Here is a 25,939-nt window from a genome sequence, read left to right on the forward strand (position 1 = left end):
GTACATATTTGGAGATAGTACAAGAAATAGCAATTGACCCGCTGGTTGAACGGTGTCGTACTGGAGATAGAACTGCCTATTACGCGGTATACCGACAATATAGCAAGGCTATGTTAAGTAGCAGCATGCGTATACTAAACAACTTGGCCGATGCAGAAGATGTGGTACAGGAAGCTTTCGTAGATGCGTTTAAAAATCTGGATCGTTTTACTTACAAAAGTAGTTTTGAAGCTTGGCTACGCAGAATTGTTATAAACAAATCCATTAATCTAATCCGCAAAAGAAAAGTATATTTTTCAGACATAGACAGCACAAATCTTAGCTCCTTGAAAGAGGATGAGTTTGATGAAGAACAGTGGGATTATAATATCGAACAGATTAAAAAAGCTATTGCGCAACTTCCAGACCGGCATCGCATCATCTTTAATTTATATGCGGTAGACGGCATTCCTCAAGAAGAAATCGCGCTAATGCTAAAACTTTCGCATAATAATGTGCGTACCCTTTATCACAGAGCCAAAAAGAAAATAATGGAGTTTATCAATTATGAACAGAAAAGGTAAACTGGAAACATTTATACAACAACATAAAGAAACTTTTGATGAGTACACACCATCCGATGCCCTCTGGCACCGAATTGAAAGGGAGCTCAACATCCCTGATAAACAGTCGGGAAAAGTATACTCTCATAAATGGATGCGCATTGCCGCAGCAGTTGCAGTTTTCTTAGCTGTTTCCATTATCATTTATCAGACCACCATTTCTAAAAATATTTCCCCTACAATCACTCATACACAAACTCCTCCGCCCTCGGCAGACTCCAACAAAGGGCTGATGGTACCCATTCCGGAAACGGAAGAATCGAACAACAGTCCCCTACTGGCTGACCAAAAACAGACACCTTCCGATGCCCTAGAGGAGGAGGCTTTATATCATTATTCACGCCTTATTGAAATTAAACAGGAGCAGATGGCGAAACTAACAGAAAACGAGCCAGAGCTCTCCAAAGAATTTGCAACCGATATGGAAGCACTCGAATCTGAATATAAAGCATTAAAGCAACAATTTAAAGAAGGTCTTAACAGAGAGCAGCTATTAGAAGCGATGATTGCAAATCTTAAAATGCAAGCTGATCTACTTAACAAACAATTGAATATTTTAAAGGAAATTCAAAAGAAGAAAAATGAAAACTATAAAAGTCTTTAGCATATTGTTAATTGCAATCTGCTGCCGTACCATTACAGCGCATGCTCACTATACAGAGAAGATCAAAACCTATACACAGAGCTACCCCTTGCAAAGTAATCAGGTGATAAAAATATCCAACAAATTCGGGAAAGTTGTAGTCAATTCTTGGAACCGCAACGAAGTAAAAGTAGAAGCTACCATCATTACTTCTGCAAAGGATGAAAGAATGGCCCAACAATTATTGGATCATATCAACATTGAAAGTCGTGCAGGTACATCTATAACATTTACTACACGGTTTTCGGGAAGCACGGCCCGAGGAAAATCCTCACAGTCCAAAATGGAAGTTAATTATGTTATCTATATGCCTTCTTCCAATCCATTGGAAATAAAAAATGAGTTTGGAAACACTTTCCTTCCCGACTGGAAGGGCGTTATAGACATCGACCAGGCCTTCGGAGAGCTTTCGGTAGGCAGTATCGCTAATGTCAAAAGTATAAGAGTAAAATTTGGAGGCTTGAACGCTACTGCGATTCATGGTGGAGATATTAAAATTTCCTATTCTAAACTCCATATTGACAAGCTTACAGGCACAGTAAGTGGGAAAATCGATTTTTGTAGTGGGGTGCACTTAGGATTACACAATGCTCTTGAAAAACTGGATCTTAAAACCAGCTACTCGGACATTGTATGCAAAATTGCCCCTGCATTAGATGCCACCTTTCAGATATCCACCAGCTATGGAGACCTAAAAAATCTGAGCGGAACCGAAATTGTAAATCAAACCAGAGAAAAAAGATACGGACCTACCTTTGACAAATCCTATAAGGGTGTAAAAGGTTCAGGAAAAGTGCCGGTTAATATTAGCGCTAGCTTCGGCAATATAACTTTAAAATAAAATTTTTCAGATACACTTTCAAAATAAAAGAAAATTTACACTTAAGAATATCAACAAACTACTATTGCTTTAACATTAAAAGATACTTCTCTATATAATACTGCTTTTCTTTCGACTTATATTGTTGAATAAAACGGGGGTGTTCGAGTATTTGAATCTTACCGAACAATTGTGCCTCTTTATTTAAAGCAGCAATATATCCGGCATTTTTCTTTCCTAGCACGTATACCTCCTCTGTGTACAAACCCATTTTCACGTGCTCCCTCAGGGATTGTATCATAAAATCTTTTACACACTTATACAATTCAGGATCGTCATAATAATTAGCATTCACCCATTTGCCTTTTACATTACGAATAATAGCCAGTGGAAATGGCGAGTTAATATAAAAATCATGGTAAAAAAGTTTCGGCCCTCCATAGGCCTCAATCATGTCGTACATAAACACCGATGATATTTCATGGGTATGGGCCGTTTTCATTTCGATACCACAGGCAGCGGCCAAGCGTTTGGTATCGGTAAAAGGCACCCCTGTTACCCCTGCCCCATGCCTACTAGGATTAATACCAATCAAGAACCTTCGTTTATTGTGATCACCATAATATTTATGGTAAAACTGCTGCATTACTATCAAAGTTTCAGGATTGTCTAAATAGGGATTCATCACCTGAAAACCTTTAGGCAGTTTACCGATGTACTTTAAGTTTTGATTAAATGCAATTACCCTATCTGCAAAAGTGAGCGCCATAATCCTCTAATTATATTCCTCAACTTAAGCACTGTTGTAAGTTCCGTATACTTTGTATCATCTTCTCCAGCAATGCAGTAGTTCCCGAAGCCATTTCAATAAAAGCGTACTCCAGTCCGGCCTGATGTTGGTTTTCAAATATTCCTTTAAAATCCACTATACCTTTTCCGATAATGGTAGTATTCTTTGTTTGAGCATCTAAATCTCTCAGATGCCACAAAGGGAATCTATGGGCATAGCGCTCAAAATAAGATAAAGGAGATTGAGCGGCGTACTCCATCCATCCCATATCCATTTCAAAAAATACAAAGTTCGGATCCGTATTTTCAAGTAATATGTCAAAGGGATGTTGCTGATTTAGCATCTCAAATTCGTAAGCATGATTATGATATGCCAGTCGAAGACCATAGGAGTTAACAATGGCTCCTATTTCATTTAACATTTCAGCGGCTTTTTTATAGGTATCTTTTGATAATTTATACGCATCTTCTAAATAGGGTAGTACTATATATTGCATCCCCATTTGAGCAGCGCATTCACACACAATATGAACTTCCTGCGGAAGAAAGAAAAAATGGCCACAAGGCATACTCATCCCCTGTGTTTCTACCATCGTTTTTAAGTCCTCAGGTCTGAATCCTTGAATTGTTTTATCCTGAACACTAAATCCGGCAGGCTCTACATAACGATACCCAACATCGGAGAGCAACGATAATGTACCCATAGGGTCTTTCTGAAGTATTTCTCGCAAAGACCATAGTTGTGCTCCGATACGTAGCGTCATTTCAGGAAAGATGAAAAAAGTTTTATGAAGTAGTTTTTACCAGTTGTTGCACAAGCTGCTCTAATTGCTTAATGCGACGTTCGATATCCGGCAGATTACGACTTAGTGCCTGACTGCGTAAAGCAGCTGCATAATCATGAGCAGGAGAACCGGTCACTGCTTTGCCAGGTTCAATACTCTTACTCACACCACTCTGTGCATTAATCTTTGCTCCGTCACCAATATGTAGATGCCCTACAATGCCAGCCTGCCCACCAATCATCACACCCTTACCTACCTTGGTACTACCGCTGATGCCCGCTTGAGCGGCCACTACTGTGCTACCACCAATTTCTACATTGTGGGCAATCTGAATAAGATTGTCCATCTTCACTCCTTTCCGGATAATAGTAGAGCCTATCGTTGCCCTGTCAATAGTACAGTTAGCTCCTATCTCTACATCATCCTCAATCACTACATTTCCAATTTGGGGTACTTTGGAAAAACTACCATCAGCCTGCGGTGCAAATCCGAAGCCATCGCTTCCTATGATGGTTCCAGCATGAATGGTTACATTATTACCGATAACACAATTATGCAAAATTTTTACCCCAGGGAAAATCACAGAATTGTCGCCAACAGTTACATTATCACCTAGATAGACGCCTGGGTAAATTTTGGTATTGTTACCTACTTTTACATTTTCACCCAAATACGCAAAAGCGCCTATATACACGTTTTCTCCATATTTCGCACTCTGAGCAATATAACAAGGTTGCTGAATCCCTTTCAGCTGTTGCTGCATGAACTCCTGATATTTTTGCAATAAGGTAGCGAAGGCTGTATAAGGGTCGCCTACTCTGATTAAAGTAGAGGCTACTGGATGTTTGAGCTCCAGTGATTCCTTTACAATAATGATAGAAGCTTTGGTAATATATAAATATTCTTCGTATTTCGGATTTGCCAGAAAGCTCAACTGCCCCGCGCCAGCTTCCTCAATCTTACCGAATGAATTCACAGTAGCATTGGGGTCGCCATCCACTTTTCCCCCAATCATTAATGCAATTTGCGAAGCAGAAAAATACATTGTTTAATATTTAATTAATAATTTATTGATTAAGATCGAAAACCCAACGGGTAAAAATATTAAAAACTTATGGCACCCGAGCTACAAGCGCAAAAAACAGATATAATATTTTTTAACAGGTTCACTGGCCTTTACGTCGATAATGGCATTGTCTACTTGAGAAATATCCTTCAGCGTACCATCCTTATACAAAATACTGATATTTTCTTCGTTTAAGTTATACAATGTATTGGTAGCCTCACCGCTAAATGCAAAGTATCGCGCTTCCTCTTCACTAACTTGCATCACTTGGGCCAGCTCTTTACATTTATCAATCAGCACCTGCTCATCAAAAGGCCGGGCCTGTAACTTGATGTGCATGATTTTGCGCTGAATAAGGGCTGTACATAAGGTAGAGAGTACTTTATCTTCATGCCTACACCAATTCTTTATCGTTACCATTACATCATGGTCATCCATACTGCAAAAGTCATCTAACAATTCCTCTATATTCACCGAAGTGTCTCTGGCATGTAAGAATCTATTAAGAGGGGCAGTTGCCGCAGTGATAGGTACTCCCTTTGCTATCAGTTCCTTTGCCCTGCGGATAATCATAATCAGCATTTTTTCAGCTGCTACCACTGTTTTATGCAGATAAACCTGCCAATACATGAGTCTGCGACTCAAGAGAAATTTTTCGATCGAATAAATAGCTTTTTCCTCCACTACCAGATTACCATCTTTCACACAAAGCATTTTTATAATTCGATCGTAGCCTATTACCCCTTCGGCTACACCGGTGAAAAAACTATCACGGGTGAGATAATCCATACGATCGGTATCTAGCTGACCCGAAACCAGCTGATGGAGGAATTTTTTGGGATGCCTGTTAGTGAAGATTTCAATAGCTGTGTTCAGCGCACCATCCATCTCCATATTCAGCTTTTGCATAATCAACAAAGAAATCTTCTCATGATGGGCTCCTATTATCAATTCATTTTCAAGTGCATGCGAGAAAGGACCATGCCCAATATCATGCAGCAAGATAGCCAGTTTAGCGCCCAGCTCTTCATCTTCGGTAATTTCTACCCCCTTACCTTTCAACTCATTTAATGCAGTGCACATTAGATGATAAGCACCCAAAGAATGATGCAAACGGCTATGTACGGCTCCTGGATAAACGAGATAACCAAAAGCCATTTGGTGTATATTGCGCAAACGCTGGTACAGCGGATGAGAAATTACCCGTAATAATACAGGGTGGTTTATGGTAATGAACCCGTAAACAGGATCATTGATAATTTTGCGTGCCTGTGGCATAATTTATTAAAAATGCAAATGTATGATGCTACTGCCTATTTTGTATCATTCCCCACAATATTCACATAGTATCTTAGCCTGTTTTTAAATCTTTATCTTTGCGGGGCAATAAACAATATGATCAGATATACACAAAACACGTTAGATAAGCTCGAGACCATTGCTGAACAATGCGGCTATATACTGCGGTATGAGCGTGGTAATTTTCAAAGCGGATATTGTATATTGGACAATAAGAAGGTAATTGTAATTAATAAGTTTCTGCAAATTGAGGGACGTATTAATACATTACTGGAAATTATCCCTCAGCTGGAAATTGACACGAATTTGCTTGACGAGAACTCCAAAAAGTTTTATACCGAAATATTTGAGAATGAGAAGGGGCCTTTACCTAAAGAGGACTCAACGGGTAAAAATTGAGTAATAAATAATATTTTTATCCTGATTTCATTGTTCATTATCATTTCGACTCTAACGTTTTGTCATATCCTCAATTACAAATCACGTTTTTGGGTACGGGTACCAGTTCGGGTGTCCCGATGATAGGTTGTAAATGTGAGGTATGTACCTCTTCAGATCCCAGAGATAAACGCCTACGATCTAGTATTCTAATAGAATCCCCTACTACTACTATTGTTATTGATACCGGTCCCGATTTCAGACAGCAAATGCTTACTCACGACGTCACGAAGCTAGACGCCGTGTTGATTACACACTCGCATAAAGATCATATCGCAGGATTAGATGAAGTGCGTGCATACAATTTCTTTCAACAGAAGCCGATGGATGTTTATGGCAGTGTCCAAAGCCTAGATAGAATCAAAACCGAATTTGATTATGCTTTTACGGAGGTAAAATATGCCGGTGTGCCCTCCATCAATCTGCATCCTATTCAGGAAAACGAAAGTTTTACTATTGGCGATCTGCACATTATTCCTATTCCTGTGTGGCATCTGCATATGCCCGTCCTAGGGTTTAGACTAGGCGATTTTACCTATATTACCGATGCCAACCGTATCGACGATGCCTCCAAAGATAAAATACAAGGTAGTAAGATACTGGTAATCAATGCGCTACGTCACCAAAAACATATATCCCACTTTACTCTACAGGAAGCGATAGCAATTGCTGATGAACTGGGTGTATCCGACACTTATTTTATCCACATGTCGCATCAGTTGGGCACCCACGATGCAATAACACGTATACTCCCTCCGGGCAAACATCTCTCATATGACGGCTTACAACTAAAAATATACTAACATTTGTTAGTTTATATAAAAAAAATCTATACTTTTGCAACTGTACGACCTCAATTGTTTGCCTAACCTATGAAACACACGAACAAATGAAAAACCGTCACGAGGTGACGGTTTTTTTATACAAAAACGCTTCCTTTAGTTCTACTCTAAAGAAAGCGCTAGATATGCAAAGATGAATTGTTAGAAATCGTCATTGAGTGCAAATACCGGTTTGCGATACATCCACTCTCCGCCCGTAAAGTCTGGGAATTCCACCGTCTCATTACCCAGAGCAATGGACATTTCACTTAAAGGTGTGATAGCACTCCAAGCCGCTGCATCATACACATCCATTTGAGTGGGCACTTTACGCTTGGCCGATTCAATGAACGAATTTATAACAAACCAGTCCATGCCTCCATGTCCTGCTCCCGCAGCATCCTGGCTATATTTTTTCCATAAAGGATGGTCGTATTCGTCCAGCCATTTTTTAGCTTCATCCCATTTATGAGATTGGGACTTACCTTCCACATAAATGCTTTTTGCTACATCCATCCATAATCCTTTGGTGCCCTGCACTCTGAAACCCAGCGAATAAGGACGGGGTAAGTTGGTATCATGTTGTAGTAGAATGGTTTCGCCATTGGCACAAGCAATCTGGGTGGTAACCACATCACCCAGTTTAAACTGCACCTTAGCGTTTTTATGGTTAGGACCGCCTACTTCTACAATATAATTATGCAAGCCTCTTGCTTTAGATGCAAAAGAGTTCAACGAAATAAAACGGTTCCCTCTATTAATATTGATGTAGTGAGCAATAGGACCGATGCCATGAGTTGGGTACAAATCTCCATTGCGATGTACAGAATGATCTGTTCTCCATCTGGACTCTGAGTAACCATCCACAGGGCCAAACTCAGCACCTTTACCGTAAGGGGTTTTGCCGTCGTTGAATTTCACTCCCCGCAAATCATGCTGATAGCCTCCTTGTAAGTGAATCAGCTCACCAAAAATACCCTGACGCACCATGTTTAGCACCGCCATCACATCGCGCCGATAACATACATTCTCCAGCATCATCACATGACCTTTATACTTTTCTGCTGCCTTTACAACATCCCAGTGATCCTGTAAAGTAATACCCAATACTACTTCGGTACCTACATATTTAATACCGGCTTCCAGAGACTCTATAATCATAGGCTTATGAAGCTCCCAGGGAGTAGATATGATGATGACTTCAATACCCTTCAACTCTAGCATCTTCCTCCAAGCATCCACTCCCTCTGTAAAATACTGCGGTTGCTTTTTTCCTGCTTTAGCAACCAGCTGCTTAGATTTTTCAATCATTTTTGGATCGATATCACACACAGCCACTACATCCACATCATTCCTGCGGAGCAGTAGATCGAGGTGTGTAATCCCTCTGGCGCCAACACCAATTAAAGCAGTTTTTAAACCCGCCTGTGGTTTTCCGATTATACTAAACACACTGTTAGCGGGCATTACAGAAAGTCCTGCCATGACCACCCCAGTGCTTTTAACGAAGTCTTTTCTTTTCATTGCCTGTAAAAAATTTAAATTATTAGGATGCTATGGAAGCAATTGTAATATCACTTCTACGAAAATAATCAGTAATCGACATTAAATATCATTCAATCGTTTGCGCATTCGTTCAACAATAGTCATAGCAATATTTCCTTATGCTTATTCATTTTCCTCCCTCTCATAACACCATAAACTCTAATAGGGAATACTTGAGTGATTGCATTAATCATGATAACAACATATCAAAACACCCATTACTACAACTGGAGAATGCATACAATAAATAAGGGATAAACAGCTATTAAGAAACGCTGATTATCCCTTTAATAATAGTCTTTTTTAATAATAGTCTTTCGCAACAACTGTTTCACTTACTAGAATACAGAACTGAGAAAGCTCACTAGTTCTTCCCAAGAAGCTTTATCTGCTGTTTCGTCGTAAGCTACATCGATATTATGTTTTTGCCCAACAGCTGTAGCATTGGGATTCGTAAATGCATGTTTGGCACCTGGGTACCCTATAAATTTATAATTAACTTCAGCCTCATCCATTTCTTTTTTGAACGCCTTTACTTCTTCCTCAGGCACCATAGAGTCTGCCTCGCCATGTAAAACCAAAAGGGCTGCTTTTATAGAACCTTTCTGAGCCGGTGTTAACCCTCCATTCAAACCGCCATGAAAGCTGACAACGCCTTTGAGATCAAGTCCCAAACGTGCCATATTCAATACCATGGATCCTCCAAAACAATAACCGATAGCTGCGATTTTGGAGCTATCTACCTGATTAAAGCTTTTTGCCTTTTCGAGTGCTGCTTCAAAATGCTTTCTTGCTAACTGAGCATCTTTGTAGAACGGTGTTGCCAGTTCGCCCGCTGTAGCCGGATCGTCTGCAGTTTTCCCATCACCGTACATATCTACGGCCATGGCAAAGTAACCAAGCTCAGCCAATTGTTTCACTCGGCTGCGAGTGTAATCATTAACACCCCACCATTCGGGTACTACCAGTACTACAGGAAGATTTTCACCACCCTCCTTGTAAGCGGCATAACTCTTAAAAGTTTGATCCCCTGCTGAATAATCAACAGCTAACTCTGTAATGACAGTTGAATCTGTTGTACTCATAGCATCGCTATCTGATTCGTTTTTAGAATTATTGTTTCCGTTACAGCTTAGTAAAGGAAGTGCGATAATAGACAAACTAAAACATGCAATTTTAAATGACTTCATCATTATACTTTTTTATATCACAGATTAAATAAGCATCGCTAGCAGGCAATAAAATTACTGATTAAAGATTAATTTCTACCTTTATACAAATTTATTTAGTAATTAAATGAGCGAGAAAAAAATTGTCATTGCGATTGATGGCTTGTCCAGTTGTGGGAAAAGTACCATTGCCCGCCAGCTGGCCAAAGAGCTCAACTATCTGTATGTAGATAGTGGTGCCATGTATCGTGCCATTACATTATATTTTCTGAGAAACAACATCGATTTTAATAATAAAGAACAAATACTCAATGCTCTTGACGGAATGGATCTGGACTTCAGACTAAATGAGCAAACCGGAAAAGTAGAAATGTTCATGAATAACGAAAACGTGGAGTATTTGATCCGGGAAATGATTGTTGCTGACAAAGTAAGTGAAGTAGCAGCCATTCCTGAAGTACGCGAGTTCGCCGTAAAACAGCAGCAAAAAATGGGGGCTAAAAAAGGAATTATCATGGACGGGCGAGATATCGGCACTACCGTTTTCCCTGATGCAGAACTTAAATTATTTGTTACTGCGGATAATGCGGTACGCGTAGAAAGAAGATTTAAGGAACTATATCAAAAAAATCCTAACATCACTATTGAAGAGGTAGCTCATAATATTGAAATGCGCGACTACATTGATGCCAATCGTGAAGTAAGTCCGCTAAGAAAAGCCAGCGATGCCATTGAAATTGATACTACAAATCTCACACCCGAAGAACAATTACAAAAAGTGTTGAAGATTGCTCAAAATGTTATCAATAACTAAAAAGTCGATAAGTTTAATTTTATAATCCACATTGCTCTAAACTACATGCCATGAAATCAAGACGAACATTTCTTAAACAAATGGGTGTTGTCTCTGCAGGTTTACCATTAGTAGGCCCGCAGTTATTTTCCTTCAATCCACAACAATCACCCGCAAATGAAAAAGTATTGCGTGTAGCACTAATGGGGCTTGGAGGATACGCAAAGCGTGTTGCAGAGGCCATGAAAGATTGTAAAAGAGCAAAAGTAACAGGCCTCATCAGTGGAACTCCTGAAAAACTGAAAGAATGGGGAGCACTATATAACGTTCCTGAAAAAAATCGATACAATTATCAAAACTTCGACTCCATTAAAAATAATCCCGATATAGATGCTGTGTATGTGATTACTCCCAATTCCTTACACCATAACCACACTATAAGAGCAGCCCGCGCAGGCAAGCATGTGATCTGCGAAAAGCCCATGGCGATTAGTGTAAAGGAAGGGCAAGAAATGGTGGAAGCATGTAAAAAAGCCGGTGTGCATTTGCTGGTAGGATACCGTATGCGTTTTGAACCGCACACTCTTGAAGCGGTACGTATGAGAAAAGAGGGCGAACTAGGCGCTATTAAATTCTTTCAAGGACTTAGTGGTTTTCGCATAGGCAATCCTAACCAATGGCGTCTTAATAAAGAACTGGCAGGTGGTGGAGCATTGATGGATATCGGCATCTATGCGATAAACGGCTGTCGCTATATGGTAGGTGAAGAGCCTATCTGGGTTACTGCACAGGAAACGAAAACCGATCCTGTGAAATTTAAAGCAGGAGTGGACGAAACGATATTGTTCCAGTTCGGCTTCAAGAGTGGCGCCACAGCCTCATGCCTTTCCACATATAATATGAATTATCTGGACCGATTCTTCCTCAACGGAGAAAGAGGGTTTATTGAAATGCAGCCTGCAACCGGGTATGGCCCCATTAGAGCGCGTTCTAATAAAGGTGAAATTAATGCACCCGTTGTAGTGCATCAGACCGTCCAAATAGATGAAATGGCCGCTATCATACTTGATGGCAAAAAGCCCGAGATCCCTGTAGACGGAGAAGTGGGCCTTCAAGACTTAAGAATTATCGAAGCGATTTACAAAGCTGTCGAAACCGGGAAGAAGATCCCTCTTTAAAGTCACAAATACAAATAATAAGGCTGTAACAAACGTACGAACGCGTCAGTATAATTATTATCAGTTTTAATGACTATTTCCTCCTGCTGTAAGGGTGTTTCATAAAAAGAGCCTTTTAGCAGGAACCGGAAGTGCGTGTGTTTTTCTGTTTGCCTAACAGATACCATTTTATTGATGCATAAATGGCTTATCGCTATTTCCCGTTTTATTTCCTGAATACGTTTAGCAGGGAATAACAAATAAAATGTACCACTGGGTTGCAGCACTTTCTGTATCAGCTTTACAAGCGCATCAAGTTTCAGACCGTCGTCATGATGCGCAATATTTTTACCACTGCTATCGCTTCTCAGGTCCTTTTCATAGAAAGGAGGATTACTGATCACTACATCATACTTTTTCGCATACGGAAAAGTAAGCGCATCACCCTTAAAAATCTGTATTCGCTCTGCATAGGGCGATTGAGCAACATTCTCCAAAGATTGAAGATAATCCGAGTCTTGCAATTCTATTCCTTCTATATGGCCATTTATAGATTGAGCCAACATCAAACTTAGTAAGCCACTGCCACTACCTATGTCTAAGATCTCATATTTTGGGCTAGAAGCAGCATGAAGCTCATGAGCTACCCACGCGCCAAATAAACAGGCATCTGTAGTAACCTTCATACTACACCGATCGTGATATACGGTAAATTGCTTAAACTGAAAATAAGGATTGGCCAAAGACAATCTGTTTTAATTTCGATGCTCTATCTAACTTACTCAAATCCCCTAGCCGCGGGTTGCACGGTTAAAGGGGCAAACTCCTTATTGAGGTATTTATAATATGCCGTAATAGCAATCATACCCGCATTATCCGTACAATACTGGAACTCCGGAATAAATGTATTCCATCCGTTTTTTTGCCCCATTTCGGTAAAAGCTTGTCGCAAACCGCTATTTGCCGAAACTCCACCTGCAATGCAAAGGTCTTTTACTCCTAAATCTTTAGCAGCTTTAGCAAACTTTTTCAGTAAGATGGTGATGATTCTATTTTGCAGAGAAGCACAGATATCGTAAAGGTTTTCTTCTATAAACTTCTTGCGCTCTTCTTCTGTTGCGGTAAACGCTTCTTTATAGATCTGGCTTTTGCCGGCATTCATCAGAAAATAAAGCACCGCCGTTTTCAAACCACTGAAACTGAAATTATAGTTGGGGATTTTAGGCTCCGGGAACTGAAACCGTGCAGGATCGCCTTCCCTGGCATATTTATCAATCAGTGGTCCTCCCGGATAAGGAAGTCCCAATAGTTTAGCACATTTATCGAAAGCTTCACCCGCTGCATCATCAATCGTCTCTCCTATCACCTCCAGATCTAGGGGAGATTTACATAATACAATCTGCGTGTGCCCTCCACTGACAGTTAAGCACAAAAAGGGAAACTCCGGTTTACGATCTGGTATTAAGTTGGCTAATACATGCGCCTGCATATGATTTACCGATATCAATGGCTTGTTTAATGCAAGCGAAAGTGATTTCGCAAAAGTAGCACCTACCAATAACGAACCAATAAGACCCGGAGCTTGTGTAAAAGCAATCGCATCCACATCTTTGAGTTCCTTTCCGGCCTTCTTTAACGCTACATCTACTACAGGTACTATATTCTGCAAATGGGCACGCGAAGCCAGCTCCGGCACTACACCTCCATACTGTGCATGCACCGCCTGAGTAGCAATATTATTGGATAAAATCTTTCCGTCTACACACACCGCTGCCGACGTTTCATCGCAGCTCGACTCTATGGCTAATATAACAGACATCAGTATAAAATATCGCTAATTTGAAATGTTAATATTTCTCTTCTTGGGCTTAGTGTCGGCCATAATATCACACTGTCTTACCAAGTATTTACTCAGCTTCTGATAGCCACAACGGGATTCATTTTAGCAGCCTGCATGGCCGGAATAATACCGGCAACCACTCCCACCAGCACACAAATTATAAAAGTCCATACCATATTCGCTACCGATACATATACCGGAAACTCCAAGGCCTTGGATAATATAATAGCCAGTACGGCCACCAGTATCAAACCTATTAACCCACCAATCACACAAAGAAATGCCGACTCCAATAAAAATTCTGTAAGTATAATATGATTTTTTGCCCCAAGCGCTTTCTTTAATCCGATTTGAGGAGTGCGTTCTTTTACAGTGACAAACATAATATTGGCAACACCGAATAGTCCTACAATAAGGCTGATACCTCCAATTATAGCACCCCCTATGTTCAGTCCTGCAAATGCGGCCTCAACATCTTTACTAAAATCGTTTAAATCGTTCAATGCAAAATCTGACTCCTGAGTGGGTCTTAACTTATGTATGCTCCGCATCACTCCTTCCAGCTCGTCCTTAAGCACCGTACTGGTAATATGTTCATACCCTTTTACCATGATTTTGGGGTCAGAATATCGCTCTAGGTAGATGGTCTTGGCGTAATGATAAGGGATAATCATGCATCGATCGAACTCCCACCCTCCGGTAAGCTGTTTACCTTGCTTCTTAATTACCCCTATAACCTTCACTTGCTTTCCTTTAACTTTAATCTGCTTGTTTAATGCAAGCTCAGGATCGACAAAAAGTTTAGTGGCTACTTCATGACCAATTACAGCTACATTGGTGCCGAAATGAAATTCTGCATCAGATATATATCTTCCGTAATCGAAAGTCAGTTTCTGAATATCATTATACTCTTCAGTTACGCCATATACTTTTACACCATTGAGCAAAGACCCCGAAAATTCAAGATTATCGGTAACATCATAAAAGAAAGCTGCGTATTGTGTAGAGGGAGATCTTTCTTTTATCTGCTTCAGCTCATGATACTTTGGATAAGGTCTGTTGGCAAACTTCCACCAAGGATAATCAGGACCACCACCCCAAACCCATTTATCTATGAAGATAATATTACTGCCCATCTGCTTAATCTCATTTTGAATATTTCGCTTGAGACTATTTACAGTGGCCAGTACGCCAATAATACAGAAAATACCTATGGTGACACCGAACAAACTTAAAAAGGTACGTAGCTTGTTCTTTAACAGCTCCTGCAACGCTATTACAAAGCTATTACCTAATATCTCTAAAATGCTGCGCACTTTTTATTAGTTTGATTAGTGAGTGGTATTATTCGAATAATTCAAACTTGGTTTTTGGCCTTAGTGCTTCTTTCCAAATAAATCCTTCCAGCTTCATTTCGCCCGGCTTTTTTTGCTGTATGGGATAAATCGTGCCTTTAACGTTTCCTCTGAATACTACCTTGTGCAACTGCTTTTCATTAAAATAACTGTCGATAATATCACCAGTAGAATGGTTAACGGCAGAAAAAGCACTATCATCGTCTTGTATATAATAAATCGATTCTGCCGATCCTTTAGCCCTGACTGAGTCCAACGAACCATCTACAAAATAAGCATCAATACGAGAGGATTTCACCTGATTATACGCTTCACTACCCACATAGCTCACGATAAATCCATTTTTAAATGCTTCCATCCAGTGAGGTTTCTTATTTTTCGTGTGCAATAAAATGGTATCGCCCGTAATTTGACTTTCCTTTCCCCATACCACCGGATCTTTATATAATCTGAATATAGAATCTTTAAATGAATAAAACAAACTGTCGGACACCGCCTGCATCGAATCGGAGTAAATCCGCACATTATGAAAAGCTTCAAAATATCGGTCTGTACTATCGTTTACAGTGGTTTTAGGCTTCTCAAATGTAGTGGAAATGGTTGCGGCATCTTTTTTCACCGCTACCTTATTGACATCCTTTGAAGGTGTATTGACATTTTGAGCAGGCAAGACACGCTGAGGGATTACTGTATCGGCCTGTAACAAGGTAGTTGCTATTTCTGTACTGTCTGCCAATTCCTGTGTAAGTATGTTTGCTTTTGCATCATCCACTATCGAGCTGTCCATTTCGTTTATAACAGGCATATTTACCGAATCTGCTGCAGGAGCTACTGCGGCAATTTGCTCCATAACCGTAGGTGTTATTGCTGGAACGGATAAGCTATCATCTTTTTCTACAGTTGGGGCATCGGTATCGGGAAGCTCTGCGGGTGTTACAACCTGTTCTTCAAACAAGTCGCTCAGCTTGGCGCTAAACAAAGTATCTGCTGCCACGTACAATGAATCACTATCCTGTTTAACGATCATCACAGGTTTTTGAGTGGCCAAGACCGCTTCATTCAGCCTGTTTTGAAAAATAAGATTGGCAATAATAATCGTACCACGCGTAGAATCTACCGCCACCGCATTCCCTTCAGCTCGAGCGATATTGTCATCAAGATATACCACATCAGCGTTCAATGTAAATTTATTATCATCATTGATAAAAGGCCGCTGACGGAATTCAGCCTGATTCGTATTCAGATTATAGTAGCCCTCCTTAGTATCAATAGTACGGCGTGCCGAGTCTACAATATGTGTCTGCGTAAGAAAGGTTGCAATGCGGGTACCGGTATTGTATTGAAGAGAATCTGTAGTGATTTCGTATGCAGGATCTTTAACCAATACATTTTTCTTAAAGAAAACATCCTGCAAATCCCGGTAGTATTCGCCCTCGGTACTGGTAATGACGGTTTTCTCATTCACTACTTTACCACCCTTGTTATATATGCCTATATTGGTGGTCATATCATATTTAAGACTGGGAGTAGTAAGTATCACGCGGCCGTCGGTGAGTTTTACATTACCATCCAAATGAGCCACCTGTGTAGTGCCAAAATATTTTAAATGGTCGGCATAAATATGTGTGGTATCAGCATCAGTGATATGCACACGTCCCCACGCCTCAAAAGTATTCAGTCGATTATTTTTTATGGCCTTATCTGCTCTAAAGATCGAAGTGCCTTGTTTAGCCAGCACATTACCCTCTACAATCAGTAAATCGCTGCTGTCATTATCTTTTTGCAAGGAAAAAGTATTCGCCCGTATAATAATGATGGTATCCTGTAGTGGTAAAGTAACAATAACAGGAGCTGTCTTGCGGGTTCTCAGTGTAGCGCTGGAAGCTACTACACAACCCAGCAATATGATTACTAACGAAAAAAGTAAATGTCTTTTAAAAAAATCTTGCCTTATCACCTGGGAACCGAATCTTTTATTGCGGGAGCGGTTAACTCGCCGGATTTATTTTTCTTACCAAATACAGAAATATTCACATAACGCTTAGGATGTACACGAATATCATCCAACAATATTTCCAAACTTAACAACACATCATTCAGTTTGTTGTACATCTTACGGTCGTGCATGAGTGCCCCAAGGCTACCGTTAGGATCAGAAATACCGGTAATAGTGGTGCGCAAGTCCGAAATGGTAGCATTTAAGCTGTCAATCGTACGTTGAAGTTGCAACTGCTTTAAGTCATTAGTGAACGTATTGGCATTATTTAAGATGCCTTCTATAGCCTTATTCTGATTTTTGATATTCGAAGTAATGGCATTCATATTCTCCATTGTAGACGATAAAGGCTGATTGAGGCTATTTAGTAATGCATTCAAAGCGGCTGTAGAGCGACTTAAATTGGCTATCGTAGCTTGTAGCTCATGCTGCGTTGCGGGATTAAGAATATTGTTAAAATTTGACAAGAGCAATGTGGCCGTATCGGCTGCATTACGCACCTTGGAGATCAGCGGCTTAGCCTCCGAAGTCAGGTTACCTAAAAGTCCTGCTTCTTCCTTGGTTTGAATCACATCTCCGTCTTTGAGATTAGTGGTAGCATCTCCTAACTCAATAATAACATTGGAAGAACCTAACAAGCTACCTTCTATATAAGCCACCGAATTGGAAGGGATATTCACTTTCTCGGTAATACTTAATGTTACTTTTACCGCAGTAACATTTTCATCGGCAGGCTCCATGGCATATACAGAACCTACTGTAAGCCCGTTTATTTTCACAAAATTGGCTTTCTCCAAGCCTCCTACCGATTTAAAAATAGCATGCAGTTTAGGTGTACGGTTAAAAATATCTTTCGCTTTTAAAAACCTGAAACCGACGATCAAAGCAACTATGGCTACTACGGCCAGGATACCTACTTTTACTTCGTTTGAAATTTTCATTTGTTTACACTTATAATACAGGTGAGTTTGTCATAGCACTCTCAATCCTTCCACCTCACATATAATTTTACATTTAGTACAGATCACTAACTTTTCCTGACTGTTTTACGCGGCAAAAACCCTGATTCTCGCTGTAAAAATGAATATTTTTCATTTCTTCTCCTGTTAAATTCATCTGAAAATCAGTTATATTCACAGGTTTACTCCTCGCAATTCCGAATTACAGTTCGTATTCTAATGGCAAAATAGGTAAATAAGTTGGTTTTAGCCATATTTTTCGATATAAGTCTTTACTGCATTGATAATGCACTGTACGATGGTATTCTGTCCCTCTTCACTCATCATATAGGCTTGCTCATCATTATTGCTAATAAATCCCATTTCGACCAGAATACTGGGCATGCCGGTAGCTTGTAATACCCAGATACCCTTATGATTACGCTGTTGCACCCCTCTACTCACACGGCCACTGGCCACGAATTCTTTTTCTACCAGGGTGGCCAAGGCATAACTTTTTCTAAAATAATGTTGGGCGTAAATCAGCATCCGCGCTCTTTCTGCGGGATCGTTGGGATCGGGCAACGCTAAAGTATCCGCCCCTGTATCCTCCGTTTCTTCATTGTAGTAATCTCCTTCCTCGTTGTTATCCTGACTTACTTGTCCGATGGAAGAAACTTTCTGATCGTTTTTATTGACAGCCCAAATATAGGTTTCAGTACCACGAGCTGTATTTTCCACCCACACATTTGCATATTTGTTTACATAATAGGTTTGTTTCACCCTTTTTTTACCCTTTTTGACATATCGGGTCCGCGCTTCTCTGCCCACCACTTTTTGTGCATACCAACCTCCCGGCTTTTTTCCTGCAGCATTGCAGTGAAGAGAAATAAACAGATCTCCATTATTGGCATTTGCAAATTCGGCACGGTAGCGATTGGCAGCAACAGAATTGGTAGTATTTCCTGGGAATGCCTCCGTAGGACGGGTTTCCAGTATCTTAATATTGGGGAATTCTTCCCTCATAGCTTTAACCAGCTTTTTAGCCACTGCTAGCGTAATGGTGGCTTCGTTGGTAATGGTACCTCTGGCACCTACATCCGTGCCTCCATGCCCTGCATCAATAATGATGGTATTTACAGAAGACCTGTTAGAGGGGTTCTGCGCGCTTACGAAGATGCAAGAAACCAAAAAACATAAAAGTGGGCCTAAACAATATCCAAAAAACCTCATACAGCTCTGTTGATAAATTAAATTTGTTAATAGTTACCGGTGGTGAAGGGATGTTTACTTTGTTATTTATACATTTGCGTACTTTACAACCCTAATGCGCAAATTTAAAAGAATTTATCATGCCGTACTTTTACTTACTGTTATTCTGCTCATAACGGTAAGTAATCAAATTGGCGCTATTGATAATGTTGCTTCAAGAAATAAGGTTCTATACGGGGTATGGGCGTATGATACCACAGCACCTCGGAGGGACACTATTCCCACAAATAATGATACGATTCCATCTCCCGACTCCCTACTTACAGATACCATTCCTCCTACCGACTCCAGTATTGTAGCGGGAAATAGCCGTATTGATACTTTTACCCTAAAAATTTCGAAAGATACCTTATCAGCACCTGTGACCTATCAAGCAGAGGATTCTGTGGTAGGTATGGTACAGGACAAAACAATAGAGTTGTACGGTAAAGCCAAAGTGGATTATGAACGAAGCTCTCTGGAAGCGCCTTACATGAGACTCAATCAATCGAACAGCATTGTAATGGCAAAAGCCTCTAGGGACAGCTTAGGCGAAATTGCCGAATACGTGAAAATGAAGGATGGTGAAAGCGATTATCAGTCAGACAGTCTTCAGTATAATTTCAAAACACAGAAAGGAATTATTAGAGGAACAATTACCCAACAGGGAGAAATGTTCCTTCACTCTGAAATTGCTAAAAAAGTAGACTCCAATACGGTGTATGCATTAGGAAACTTTTTTACCACGTGTAACCTAGACCATCCGCACTTCGGCTTTCGGGCCAAGAGAGCTAAAATCGTAAATAAAAAGCTAGCAGTAACAGGTGCAGTGCGCCCCGAATTTGATTCAGTTCCTGTTCCCATTTATCTGCCTTTTGGTTTTTACCCTCTTTATCAAGGGCGCCACTCAGGTGCCTTGGCTCCTAGCTTCGAAACCAACGACCAGGAAGGTGTAGGATTATCCGGTATGGGTTATTACTACGTAATCAACGATTACTGGGATGTAAGGGTATATGGAGATATTTATTCTTACGGTACTTGGCGAGCTTTTATCAATCCTACTTATAGAAAGCTTTATAAGTATCAGGGGCAAATGACCTTCAGTATTCAAAGTACACAGCGTAATGTAAAAGGCGATCCTGATTACTATAAAAGTCGCACTTACTCACTCAACTGGAATCACTCTTCAGACAGTAGGGCAAGGCCGGGCGTATCTTTCTCTGCCAGCGTAAACGCGAGCTCAACAGGATACAACAGAAATCTTTCCAATATTCCTCTGGCACCTTACAATAACGTGCTGAACTCATCCATTACGTATTCAAAACAATGGCAGGATAAACCCTTTAGCCTTTCGCTCGGTTTTAACCATAGTCAGAACAACTCTACACGCTTGATGACGCTCAACCTGCCTACAGCTAACTTTACTGTAAGCACTTTGTATCCTTTCCAGAAAAAAGACGGAGTGGGTACTCGAAAATGGTATGAGCAACTAGGTATCGGATATACCGGTAGCTTTAGAAACGACTTTAACTTTTATGATAGCGTAAGCTATTCCAAAAGTAACGAGCGCATTGGAGGCCGAAGAATCTATGAATTCTTATGGGATACAGCACGCTGGAGCGCCAACCACAGTATTCCGATTACGCTATCGCTCCCCCCTATTCTGGGTGGCGCCATCATGATATCACCTTCTGTATCCTATTCGCAGGAATGGGTAGACCGCATCACCACTTTAAGCTGGGGACCCAAAACCTTTTATGTAGGAGACAGCTCATATGTAAAAGATACCCTTATAGCAGATTATCAAAGAGCTTTCAAAATAAAGCATCAAACCTCCTTTGGAATATCTTTCAATACAGCATTGTATGGTACCTATCAATTCAAAAGCCCAAACGTTATTGCCTTACGGCATGTAATACGACCTACTCTTGGATTAAGTTACACACCTGATTTAACTAGAAATTTCTGGAAGCCCGTACAAATAGATTCTGCTGGAACTATAGCGGTTTATAATCAGCTGGAAGGCCTTTACTCAAGGCCTATGAGCCAGTTTACGAGCAGAAGATCGGGTGGTATCAACTTCGGGTTGGATAATAATCTAGAGTTGAAAGTGCGCAATAAAAAGAAAAAATCGACCTCCCAAAATGCTAGTTCCGAAACAGGAGAAGATACGGACGATGATGCATCATCTGATAGTAGTCAAAATGATGATACTCGTAAAATAAAACTTATTGATGGATTCGGATTCAGCGGTTCTTACAATTTCTTGGCAGATAGCTTAAAGCTATCCCCTATCAGTATGTACTTCAGAACAAATTTGTTTGACAAAATCAACCTGAACGCTTCCGCAACGCTGGTTCCCTACAAGTTGAATGAGTATGGTAATGCTATCAATGAATACGCCTGGGCTGGAAAAGGATTTAAAATTGGTACTATTACTAATGCTAGTATCTCCATGAGTACCAGCTTCCAGAGCAAACCCAAAGATCCTGCAAAAGCCAAAGCTCGTGAAGAGGAAATCAATAAAAGACTGAATGATCCCATGCTTCAAGCTGATCAAATGCGCTTGCTGGAGTTCATGCAACAAAACCCTGCCGAATTCGTAGATTTCAATACTGACTGGTCGTTCAGCTTGTCTTTCTCCCTGAGCTATTCAAGACAAAGACGTTCTCCGGGTTATCAGCAAAGTGGGGCTAAACCGGTAAACTCCAGCATTAACTTTAACGGAGGTTTCAATCTTACCCCCAAATGGAACCTAAGTATGACAGGATATTACGACTTTACCACCAATCAAGTTCAGACGCTTTCTATGGCTATATCGAGAGATTTACACTGCTGGCAAATGTCGATTAATGTAACTCCGATAGGTCTGTACAGATTTTTCAACATCACCATTAGCCCGAAAGCCGGAATATTACAGGATCTGAAAATTAACCGCACCAGATCTTTCACCAGTTATTAATGAAGGTTTATGACTGTTGGGTAGCTAAAATATGCGCCTTCATAATTTCGAATACCTTTTCTTTAAGCTCTATAGCAGAAAGGTTTTCAGGCGATACAGGCGGTAAAAACTCCATGGTGAGTTTGCGGGGCAGAAAGAAAAAGGGTTTGTGTAGAGGTACAGCCTCTTTTGTTCCTGTGATTACAGTAGGAATAATTTCAGTTTGGGTTTCATGAGCCAGTTTAAACGCCCCGTTATAAAAAGGTTTTAATGGTGCGTTAGTACGGTTACGGGTTCCTTCCGGATAAATGCACATGTGCATCCCCATTTTCAATACCCATTTCATTTTCTCATAGCTCTCTTTCCGACTCTTTTCACTCTTACGATTTACAAGAATTGAGCCTTTAGCATAATACAAACCGAATAAGGGTATTTTGGCAAAGCTGTTTTTAGCAATAGTTTTATTAGCACCGGGTATGAAAGGCGAAGAAAGTGTAATGTCTAATACTGAATTATGATTGCAGGCTACAATGTAACTTTTACCTTTTTGAAAATGTTCACGACCTTTTATTTCAATAGGACAGGCAATGAGGAAGAACCATACACGCATCCAGATAACGGATACCTTACACAAATATGCAGTGCCCTTAGGTTCTGGTAAAAGATATGCTATTAAGGCTATAGGCAAAACGATAATAAACGTAATTATAAATGTCACTAATCCCCATGTTGCCCATAATCTTCCCGCTATTTCTTTTAATATATTCATCCCTATGTTCTATAACGGTAAATATAGCTGTTTTCTTTTTCAACTCTGTAATCCCTTTACAATTTCCAGTCTATCGGATCAATGCCGTGTTGTACAAGATATTCGTTTGTCTTCGAAAAATGACGACAGCCGAAGAAGCCCGCACTCGCCGACAAAGGCGAAGGATGCGCAGCTTTCAATACTAAGTGTTTGGATCCATCAATAAAAGCGGCCTTCTCCTGTGCAAAACGTCCCCACAGCAGGAATACGACATGTTCCTTTTCCTCGGCTATCTTTCTAATAACAGCATCGGTAAATTGCGCCCATCCAATCTTAGCGTGGCTCATAGGCTCCCCCGCTCTTACGGTTAGGGAAGCATTTAGTAGAAAAACTCCTTCCTCAGCCCATTTGCTTAAATTGCCGCTAACAGGCGGTTCAACACCTAAATCAGCTTTTAATTCTTTAAAAATATTTACCAAAGAGGGTGGCTTAGGTACTCCATCTTGCACGGAAAAGCAAAGTCCATGTGCTTGTCCCGGACCATGATAGGGATCCTGTCCTAATATCAATACTTTTACTTTATGAAACGGAGTAGAGTTAAACGCATTAAAAATTTGCGGGCCGGGAGGATAAATAACTTTCTTCTGTTGTTTTTCGGCCTTAAGATGCGACACTATATTAGCGAAATAAGGCTTTTCAAACTCCTCTTTTAACTTTTCCTTCCAGGAAGCTTCTATTTGAACATCCATCTATATCGGTGCTTTATATAATTGAACAAACAATGCCCATCACCAAGGTATAAAATTTTTCATTCAAAACATCAATATACAATGCCGTTTCATTTCAACAATTGTTGCAAATGATTATTGTGAAAGCTTTTGGCTCAGTGCTGCAATACTGTTCGCTGCCACCCACCCCGTACTCCAGGCATTCTGAAAATTATACCCTCCTGTAATACCATCTACATCAATAACCTCTCCTGCAAAAAACAGGTTGGATACCTTTTTACTCATCATGGTATTTACATCAATCTCGTTTAACGCAATACCTCCAGCAGTTACAAACTCTTCCTTAAAAGTAGTCTTCCCTTTTACAGTAAAAGAGCACGCTGTAAGTTTTTGCACTAACATATTTTGATGTCGTGCTGACAAATCGGCTCTACGACAGGTTTCCGAAATTTCACACTCCTTCAAAAAGTATTGCCATAAACGTTGCGGCAGCCCAAAAGGGTTTTTATGATACAAAAGCTGCGCTCCATTTTCATAGCGTAGCTCATTAAATTTATTTCTTAAAGCCTGCTCATTATAATCGGGTAGCCAATTGACAATTATATTAAACACCCAATATACTGCAGCCAGTTCCCTTGCAGCATATGCACTTAATTTTAATACTGCAGGGCCACTCAATCCCCAGTGTGTAATCAACACAGGGCCACGCTGCTGCAGCCTGCTCCCCGTTATTTTCACTATTACATCAGGCACGCTAATGCCCATAAGGGCGGTTATGGAATGCTTTGGAAGATTAAACGTAAATAAAGATGGGACAGGAGCAACAATATTGTGACCTAGCGAAGACACCCAATCCAACATGGATGCCTTAGGAGCACCTCCGGTAGCAATACATACATAATCTGCAGTGAAGCGCCGATCACCCCCAACTTTCAATTCAAAAGTATTACCCAAATATCTAATCTCCTTTACATCACAATTCATGAGGATATTGACCCCATATTGACTAGCCTCACGTAGTAAACAATCAATAATCGTTTGGGAGGAGTCCGTAACCGGGAACATCCGGCCGTCGGCTTCTGTTTTCAGTGCTACGCCACGCTCTTTAAACCATTGAACAGTGTCCTCAGTAAAAAAGTGATGAAACAATTTTTTGACAAAATTATTTCCACGCGGATAACATTTACACATTTCCAAAATATCGAAGCAAGCGTGTGTAACATTACAGCGGCCTCCCCCACTCACTTTTACTTTGGATAACAGTTTGGAGGAACGTTCCAATATGGTTACTTTCAGATCAGGATTAAGCCGTGCAGCATTTACTGCACAAAAGAAACCGGCCGCACCTCCGCCTACCACAATAAGAGATGGAGATTTATAATTCATTCCGGGGAATATAAGCTTCAAAAAGTTTGTATCAGCACACGAACAAATTAGGGTTGTTACGTTCGGCTTCCTCTATGGGTGCGTAATTGGAAAGTATATCTGCTTTTCCTTTTCTTACGCACACATCGTGCTCGAAGTGTACAGAAGGAGAACCATCCTTGGTTCTAACAGTCCATCCGTCTTTTTCGGTGAACACATCTTTTTTACCCATGTTGATCATGGGTTCGATAGCCAGTACCATTCCTTCTTTTAGCTTCACACCTGTGCCACGTTTACCATAATTAGGTACCTGAGGGTCCTCATGCATGCTTTGCCCCAAGCCATGTCCTACCAACTCTCTGACCACACCGTAGCCATGTTTTTTTTCGGTATGCTCTTGTATTGCATACGCAATATCTCCTATACGATTGCCATCCACCGCTTTCTCTATGCCTTTATATAGAGATTCCTTGGTGATGCGAATAAGTTGTTGTACGTCTTCTGGAATTTCGCCTATAGCAAAGGTATAAGCATGATCTCCATGCCAGCCGTTTAGTATAACCCCCACATCAATAGAAACGATATCGCCATCCACCAACTCTCTTTTGTTGGGGAATCCATGCACTACTACATCATTTACGGAGATACAGGAGTTAAAGGGATAGCCGTGATAATTCAGAAATGAAGGAACGGCATTAAAGCTTCTGATATATTGTGCAATAAATTCGTCGAGATGTAGCGTAGTAATACCGGGACGCAGGATTTTAGCAACCTCACTTAAAGTCTGACTCACCAATAACGCACTTGCTCGCATTAGTTCTACCTGCTCATCTGTTTTAATAATAATCAT

Annotated in this window: 24 protein-coding genes; 8 read left to right on the forward strand and 16 right to left on the reverse strand. The window is 40.5% G+C overall.

The window, feature by feature from the left end:
• Positions 1 to 8: 8 nt before the first annotated feature.
• Genes PIECOFPK_RS12300 through PIECOFPK_RS12310 form a run of 3 tightly spaced genes read left to right on the forward strand, consistent with a single transcriptional unit; the run spans position 9 to position 2,086 of the window.
• Positions 9 to 563: an RNA polymerase sigma factor gene (locus tag PIECOFPK_RS12300; protein ID WP_330973984.1), complete on the forward strand. Its 555-nt coding sequence runs from the start codon at positions 9 to 11 to the stop codon at positions 561 to 563.
• Entirely contained in the window at positions 547 to 1,206 is a 660-nt protein-coding gene (locus PIECOFPK_RS12305) for a hypothetical protein (protein ID WP_409966022.1), read from the forward strand. Before PIECOFPK_RS12300 ends, PIECOFPK_RS12305 begins: the two co-directional genes overlap by 17 nt.
• Positions 1,184 to 2,086 (forward strand): hypothetical protein, encoded by a 903-nt coding sequence (locus PIECOFPK_RS12310; RefSeq protein WP_409966023.1) that lies wholly within the window; start codon positions 1,184 to 1,186, stop codon positions 2,084 to 2,086. Before PIECOFPK_RS12305 ends, PIECOFPK_RS12310 begins: the two co-directional genes overlap by 23 nt.
• 61 nt (positions 2,087 to 2,147) lie before the next feature.
• On the opposite strand, the gene PIECOFPK_RS12315 is transcribed toward PIECOFPK_RS12310, so the two are convergent.
• The 4 genes from PIECOFPK_RS12315 to PIECOFPK_RS12330 form a co-directional block, all read right to left on the reverse strand.
• Positions 2,148 to 2,834, reverse strand: coding sequence for an SMUG2 DNA glycosylase family protein (locus PIECOFPK_RS12315; RefSeq protein ID WP_330973981.1), 687 nt, complete (start codon positions 2,832 to 2,834; stop codon positions 2,148 to 2,150).
• Positions 2,835 to 2,853: 19 nt separating this feature from the next.
• Complete coding sequence (locus tag PIECOFPK_RS12320; protein ID WP_409966024.1) at positions 2,854 to 3,618, reverse strand: sugar phosphate isomerase/epimerase family protein; 765 nt, start codon at positions 3,616 to 3,618, stop codon at positions 2,854 to 2,856.
• A 22-nt stretch (positions 3,619 to 3,640) separates the two neighbouring features.
• Positions 3,641 to 4,684, reverse strand: a complete 1,044-nt coding sequence (lpxD, locus tag PIECOFPK_RS12325) for a UDP-3-O-(3-hydroxymyristoyl)glucosamine N-acyltransferase (protein ID WP_409966025.1) — start codon at positions 4,682 to 4,684, stop codon at positions 3,641 to 3,643.
• An 81-nt stretch (positions 4,685 to 4,765) separates the two neighbouring features.
• The gene (locus PIECOFPK_RS12330; protein ID WP_330973978.1) at positions 4,766 to 5,983 is read right to left on the reverse strand and encodes an HD domain-containing protein; all 1,218 of its coding nucleotides are present in this window, start codon (positions 5,981 to 5,983) and stop codon (positions 4,766 to 4,768) included.
• Positions 5,984 to 6,100: 117 nt separating this feature from the next.
• Between PIECOFPK_RS12330 and PIECOFPK_RS12335 the strand changes: the two genes are divergently transcribed.
• Together PIECOFPK_RS12335 and PIECOFPK_RS12340 are read left to right on the forward strand one after the other, a co-directional pair.
• Positions 6,101 to 6,403 carry a hypothetical protein gene (locus PIECOFPK_RS12335; RefSeq protein ID WP_330973977.1) on the forward strand — a complete coding sequence of 101 codons (303 nt, stop codon included), beginning with the start codon at positions 6,101 to 6,103 and terminating at the stop codon, positions 6,401 to 6,403.
• Positions 6,404 to 6,462: 59 nt separating this feature from the next.
• Complete coding sequence (locus PIECOFPK_RS12340) at positions 6,463 to 7,245, forward strand: MBL fold metallo-hydrolase (protein ID WP_330973976.1); 783 nt, start codon at positions 6,463 to 6,465, stop codon at positions 7,243 to 7,245.
• A 180-nt stretch (positions 7,246 to 7,425) separates the two neighbouring features.
• Here the strand turns inward: PIECOFPK_RS12340 and PIECOFPK_RS12345 are convergent, their stop codons facing one another.
• Positions 7,426 to 8,787, reverse strand: a complete 1,362-nt coding sequence (locus PIECOFPK_RS12345) for a Gfo/Idh/MocA family protein (protein WP_409966026.1) — start codon at positions 8,785 to 8,787, stop codon at positions 7,426 to 7,428.
• Between the two features lie 359 nt (positions 8,788 to 9,146).
• Positions 9,147 to 10,001 carry a dienelactone hydrolase family protein gene (locus PIECOFPK_RS12350; protein ID WP_409966027.1) on the reverse strand — a complete coding sequence of 285 codons (855 nt, stop codon included), beginning with the start codon at positions 9,999 to 10,001 and terminating at the stop codon, positions 9,147 to 9,149.
• Between the two features lie 103 nt (positions 10,002 to 10,104).
• Between PIECOFPK_RS12350 and cmk the strand changes: the two genes are divergently transcribed.
• Positions 10,105 to 10,791, forward strand: a complete 687-nt coding sequence (cmk, locus tag PIECOFPK_RS12355; protein WP_409966028.1) for a (d)CMP kinase — start codon at positions 10,105 to 10,107, stop codon at positions 10,789 to 10,791.
• 50 nt (positions 10,792 to 10,841) lie between these two features.
• Entirely contained in the window at positions 10,842 to 11,948 is a 1,107-nt protein-coding gene (locus PIECOFPK_RS12360) for a Gfo/Idh/MocA family protein (protein WP_409966029.1), read from the forward strand.
• Positions 11,949 to 11,950: 2 nt separating this feature from the next.
• Here PIECOFPK_RS12360 and PIECOFPK_RS12365 read toward each other — a convergent pair whose 3' ends face one another.
• The 6 genes from PIECOFPK_RS12365 to PIECOFPK_RS12390 all read right to left on the reverse strand — a co-directional run bounded on the left by PIECOFPK_RS12365 (position 11,951) and on the right by PIECOFPK_RS12390 (position 19,289).
• Entirely contained in the window at positions 11,951 to 12,670 is a 720-nt protein-coding gene (locus PIECOFPK_RS12365; RefSeq protein ID WP_409966030.1) for a tRNA1(Val) (adenine(37)-N6)-methyltransferase, read from the reverse strand.
• Positions 12,671 to 12,705: 35 nt separating this feature from the next.
• Entirely contained in the window at positions 12,706 to 13,746 is a 1,041-nt protein-coding gene (gene tsaD, locus PIECOFPK_RS12370; protein WP_330973970.1) for a tRNA (adenosine(37)-N6)-threonylcarbamoyltransferase complex transferase subunit TsaD, read from the reverse strand.
• A 92-nt stretch (positions 13,747 to 13,838) separates the two neighbouring features.
• Entirely contained in the window at positions 13,839 to 15,083 is a 1,245-nt protein-coding gene (locus PIECOFPK_RS12375; protein ID WP_409966031.1) for an ABC transporter permease, read from the reverse strand.
• A gap of 28 nt (positions 15,084 to 15,111) precedes the next feature.
• On the reverse strand, positions 15,112 to 17,079 hold the full coding sequence (locus tag PIECOFPK_RS12380) for an OstA-like protein (RefSeq protein WP_409966032.1): 1,968 nt from the start codon (positions 17,077 to 17,079) through the stop codon (positions 15,112 to 15,114).
• Positions 17,076 to 18,059, reverse strand: a complete 984-nt coding sequence (locus PIECOFPK_RS12385; protein ID WP_409966033.1) for an MlaD family protein — start codon at positions 18,057 to 18,059, stop codon at positions 17,076 to 17,078. Before PIECOFPK_RS12385 ends, PIECOFPK_RS12380 begins: the two co-directional genes overlap by 4 nt.
• Positions 18,060 to 18,323: 264 nt before the next feature.
• Positions 18,324 to 19,289, reverse strand: coding sequence for an N-acetylmuramoyl-L-alanine amidase (locus PIECOFPK_RS12390; RefSeq protein ID WP_409966034.1), 966 nt, complete (start codon positions 19,287 to 19,289; stop codon positions 18,324 to 18,326).
• 94 nt (positions 19,290 to 19,383) lie between these two features.
• Between PIECOFPK_RS12390 and PIECOFPK_RS12395 the strand changes: the two genes are divergently transcribed.
• Positions 19,384 to 22,269, forward strand: coding sequence for a putative LPS assembly protein LptD (locus PIECOFPK_RS12395; protein WP_409966035.1), 2,886 nt, complete (start codon positions 19,384 to 19,386; stop codon positions 22,267 to 22,269).
• Between the two features lie 7 nt (positions 22,270 to 22,276).
• Here the strand turns inward: PIECOFPK_RS12395 and PIECOFPK_RS12400 are convergent, their stop codons facing one another.
• The 4 genes from PIECOFPK_RS12400 to map all read right to left on the reverse strand — a co-directional run bounded on the left by PIECOFPK_RS12400 (position 22,277) and on the right by map (position 25,939).
• Complete coding sequence (locus tag PIECOFPK_RS12400) at positions 22,277 to 23,017, reverse strand: lysophospholipid acyltransferase family protein (RefSeq protein ID WP_330973964.1); 741 nt, start codon at positions 23,015 to 23,017, stop codon at positions 22,277 to 22,279.
• 56 nt (positions 23,018 to 23,073) lie between these two features.
• Entirely contained in the window at positions 23,074 to 23,745 is a 672-nt protein-coding gene (gene ung / locus PIECOFPK_RS12405) for a uracil-DNA glycosylase (protein ID WP_330973963.1), read from the reverse strand.
• Between the two features lie 114 nt (positions 23,746 to 23,859).
• Positions 23,860 to 25,110 (reverse strand): NAD(P)/FAD-dependent oxidoreductase, encoded by a 1,251-nt coding sequence (locus PIECOFPK_RS12410; protein ID WP_330973962.1) that lies wholly within the window; start codon positions 25,108 to 25,110, stop codon positions 23,860 to 23,862.
• 31 nt (positions 25,111 to 25,141) lie between these two features.
• Complete coding sequence (gene map, locus PIECOFPK_RS12415; RefSeq protein WP_330973961.1) at positions 25,142 to 25,939, reverse strand: type I methionyl aminopeptidase; 798 nt, start codon at positions 25,937 to 25,939, stop codon at positions 25,142 to 25,144.

It is taken from the genome of Chitinophagaceae bacterium C216 (genome assembly GCA_028485475.2).
Taxonomy (GTDB): Bacteria; Bacteroidota; Bacteroidia; order Chitinophagales; family Chitinophagaceae; genus Niabella; species Niabella composti.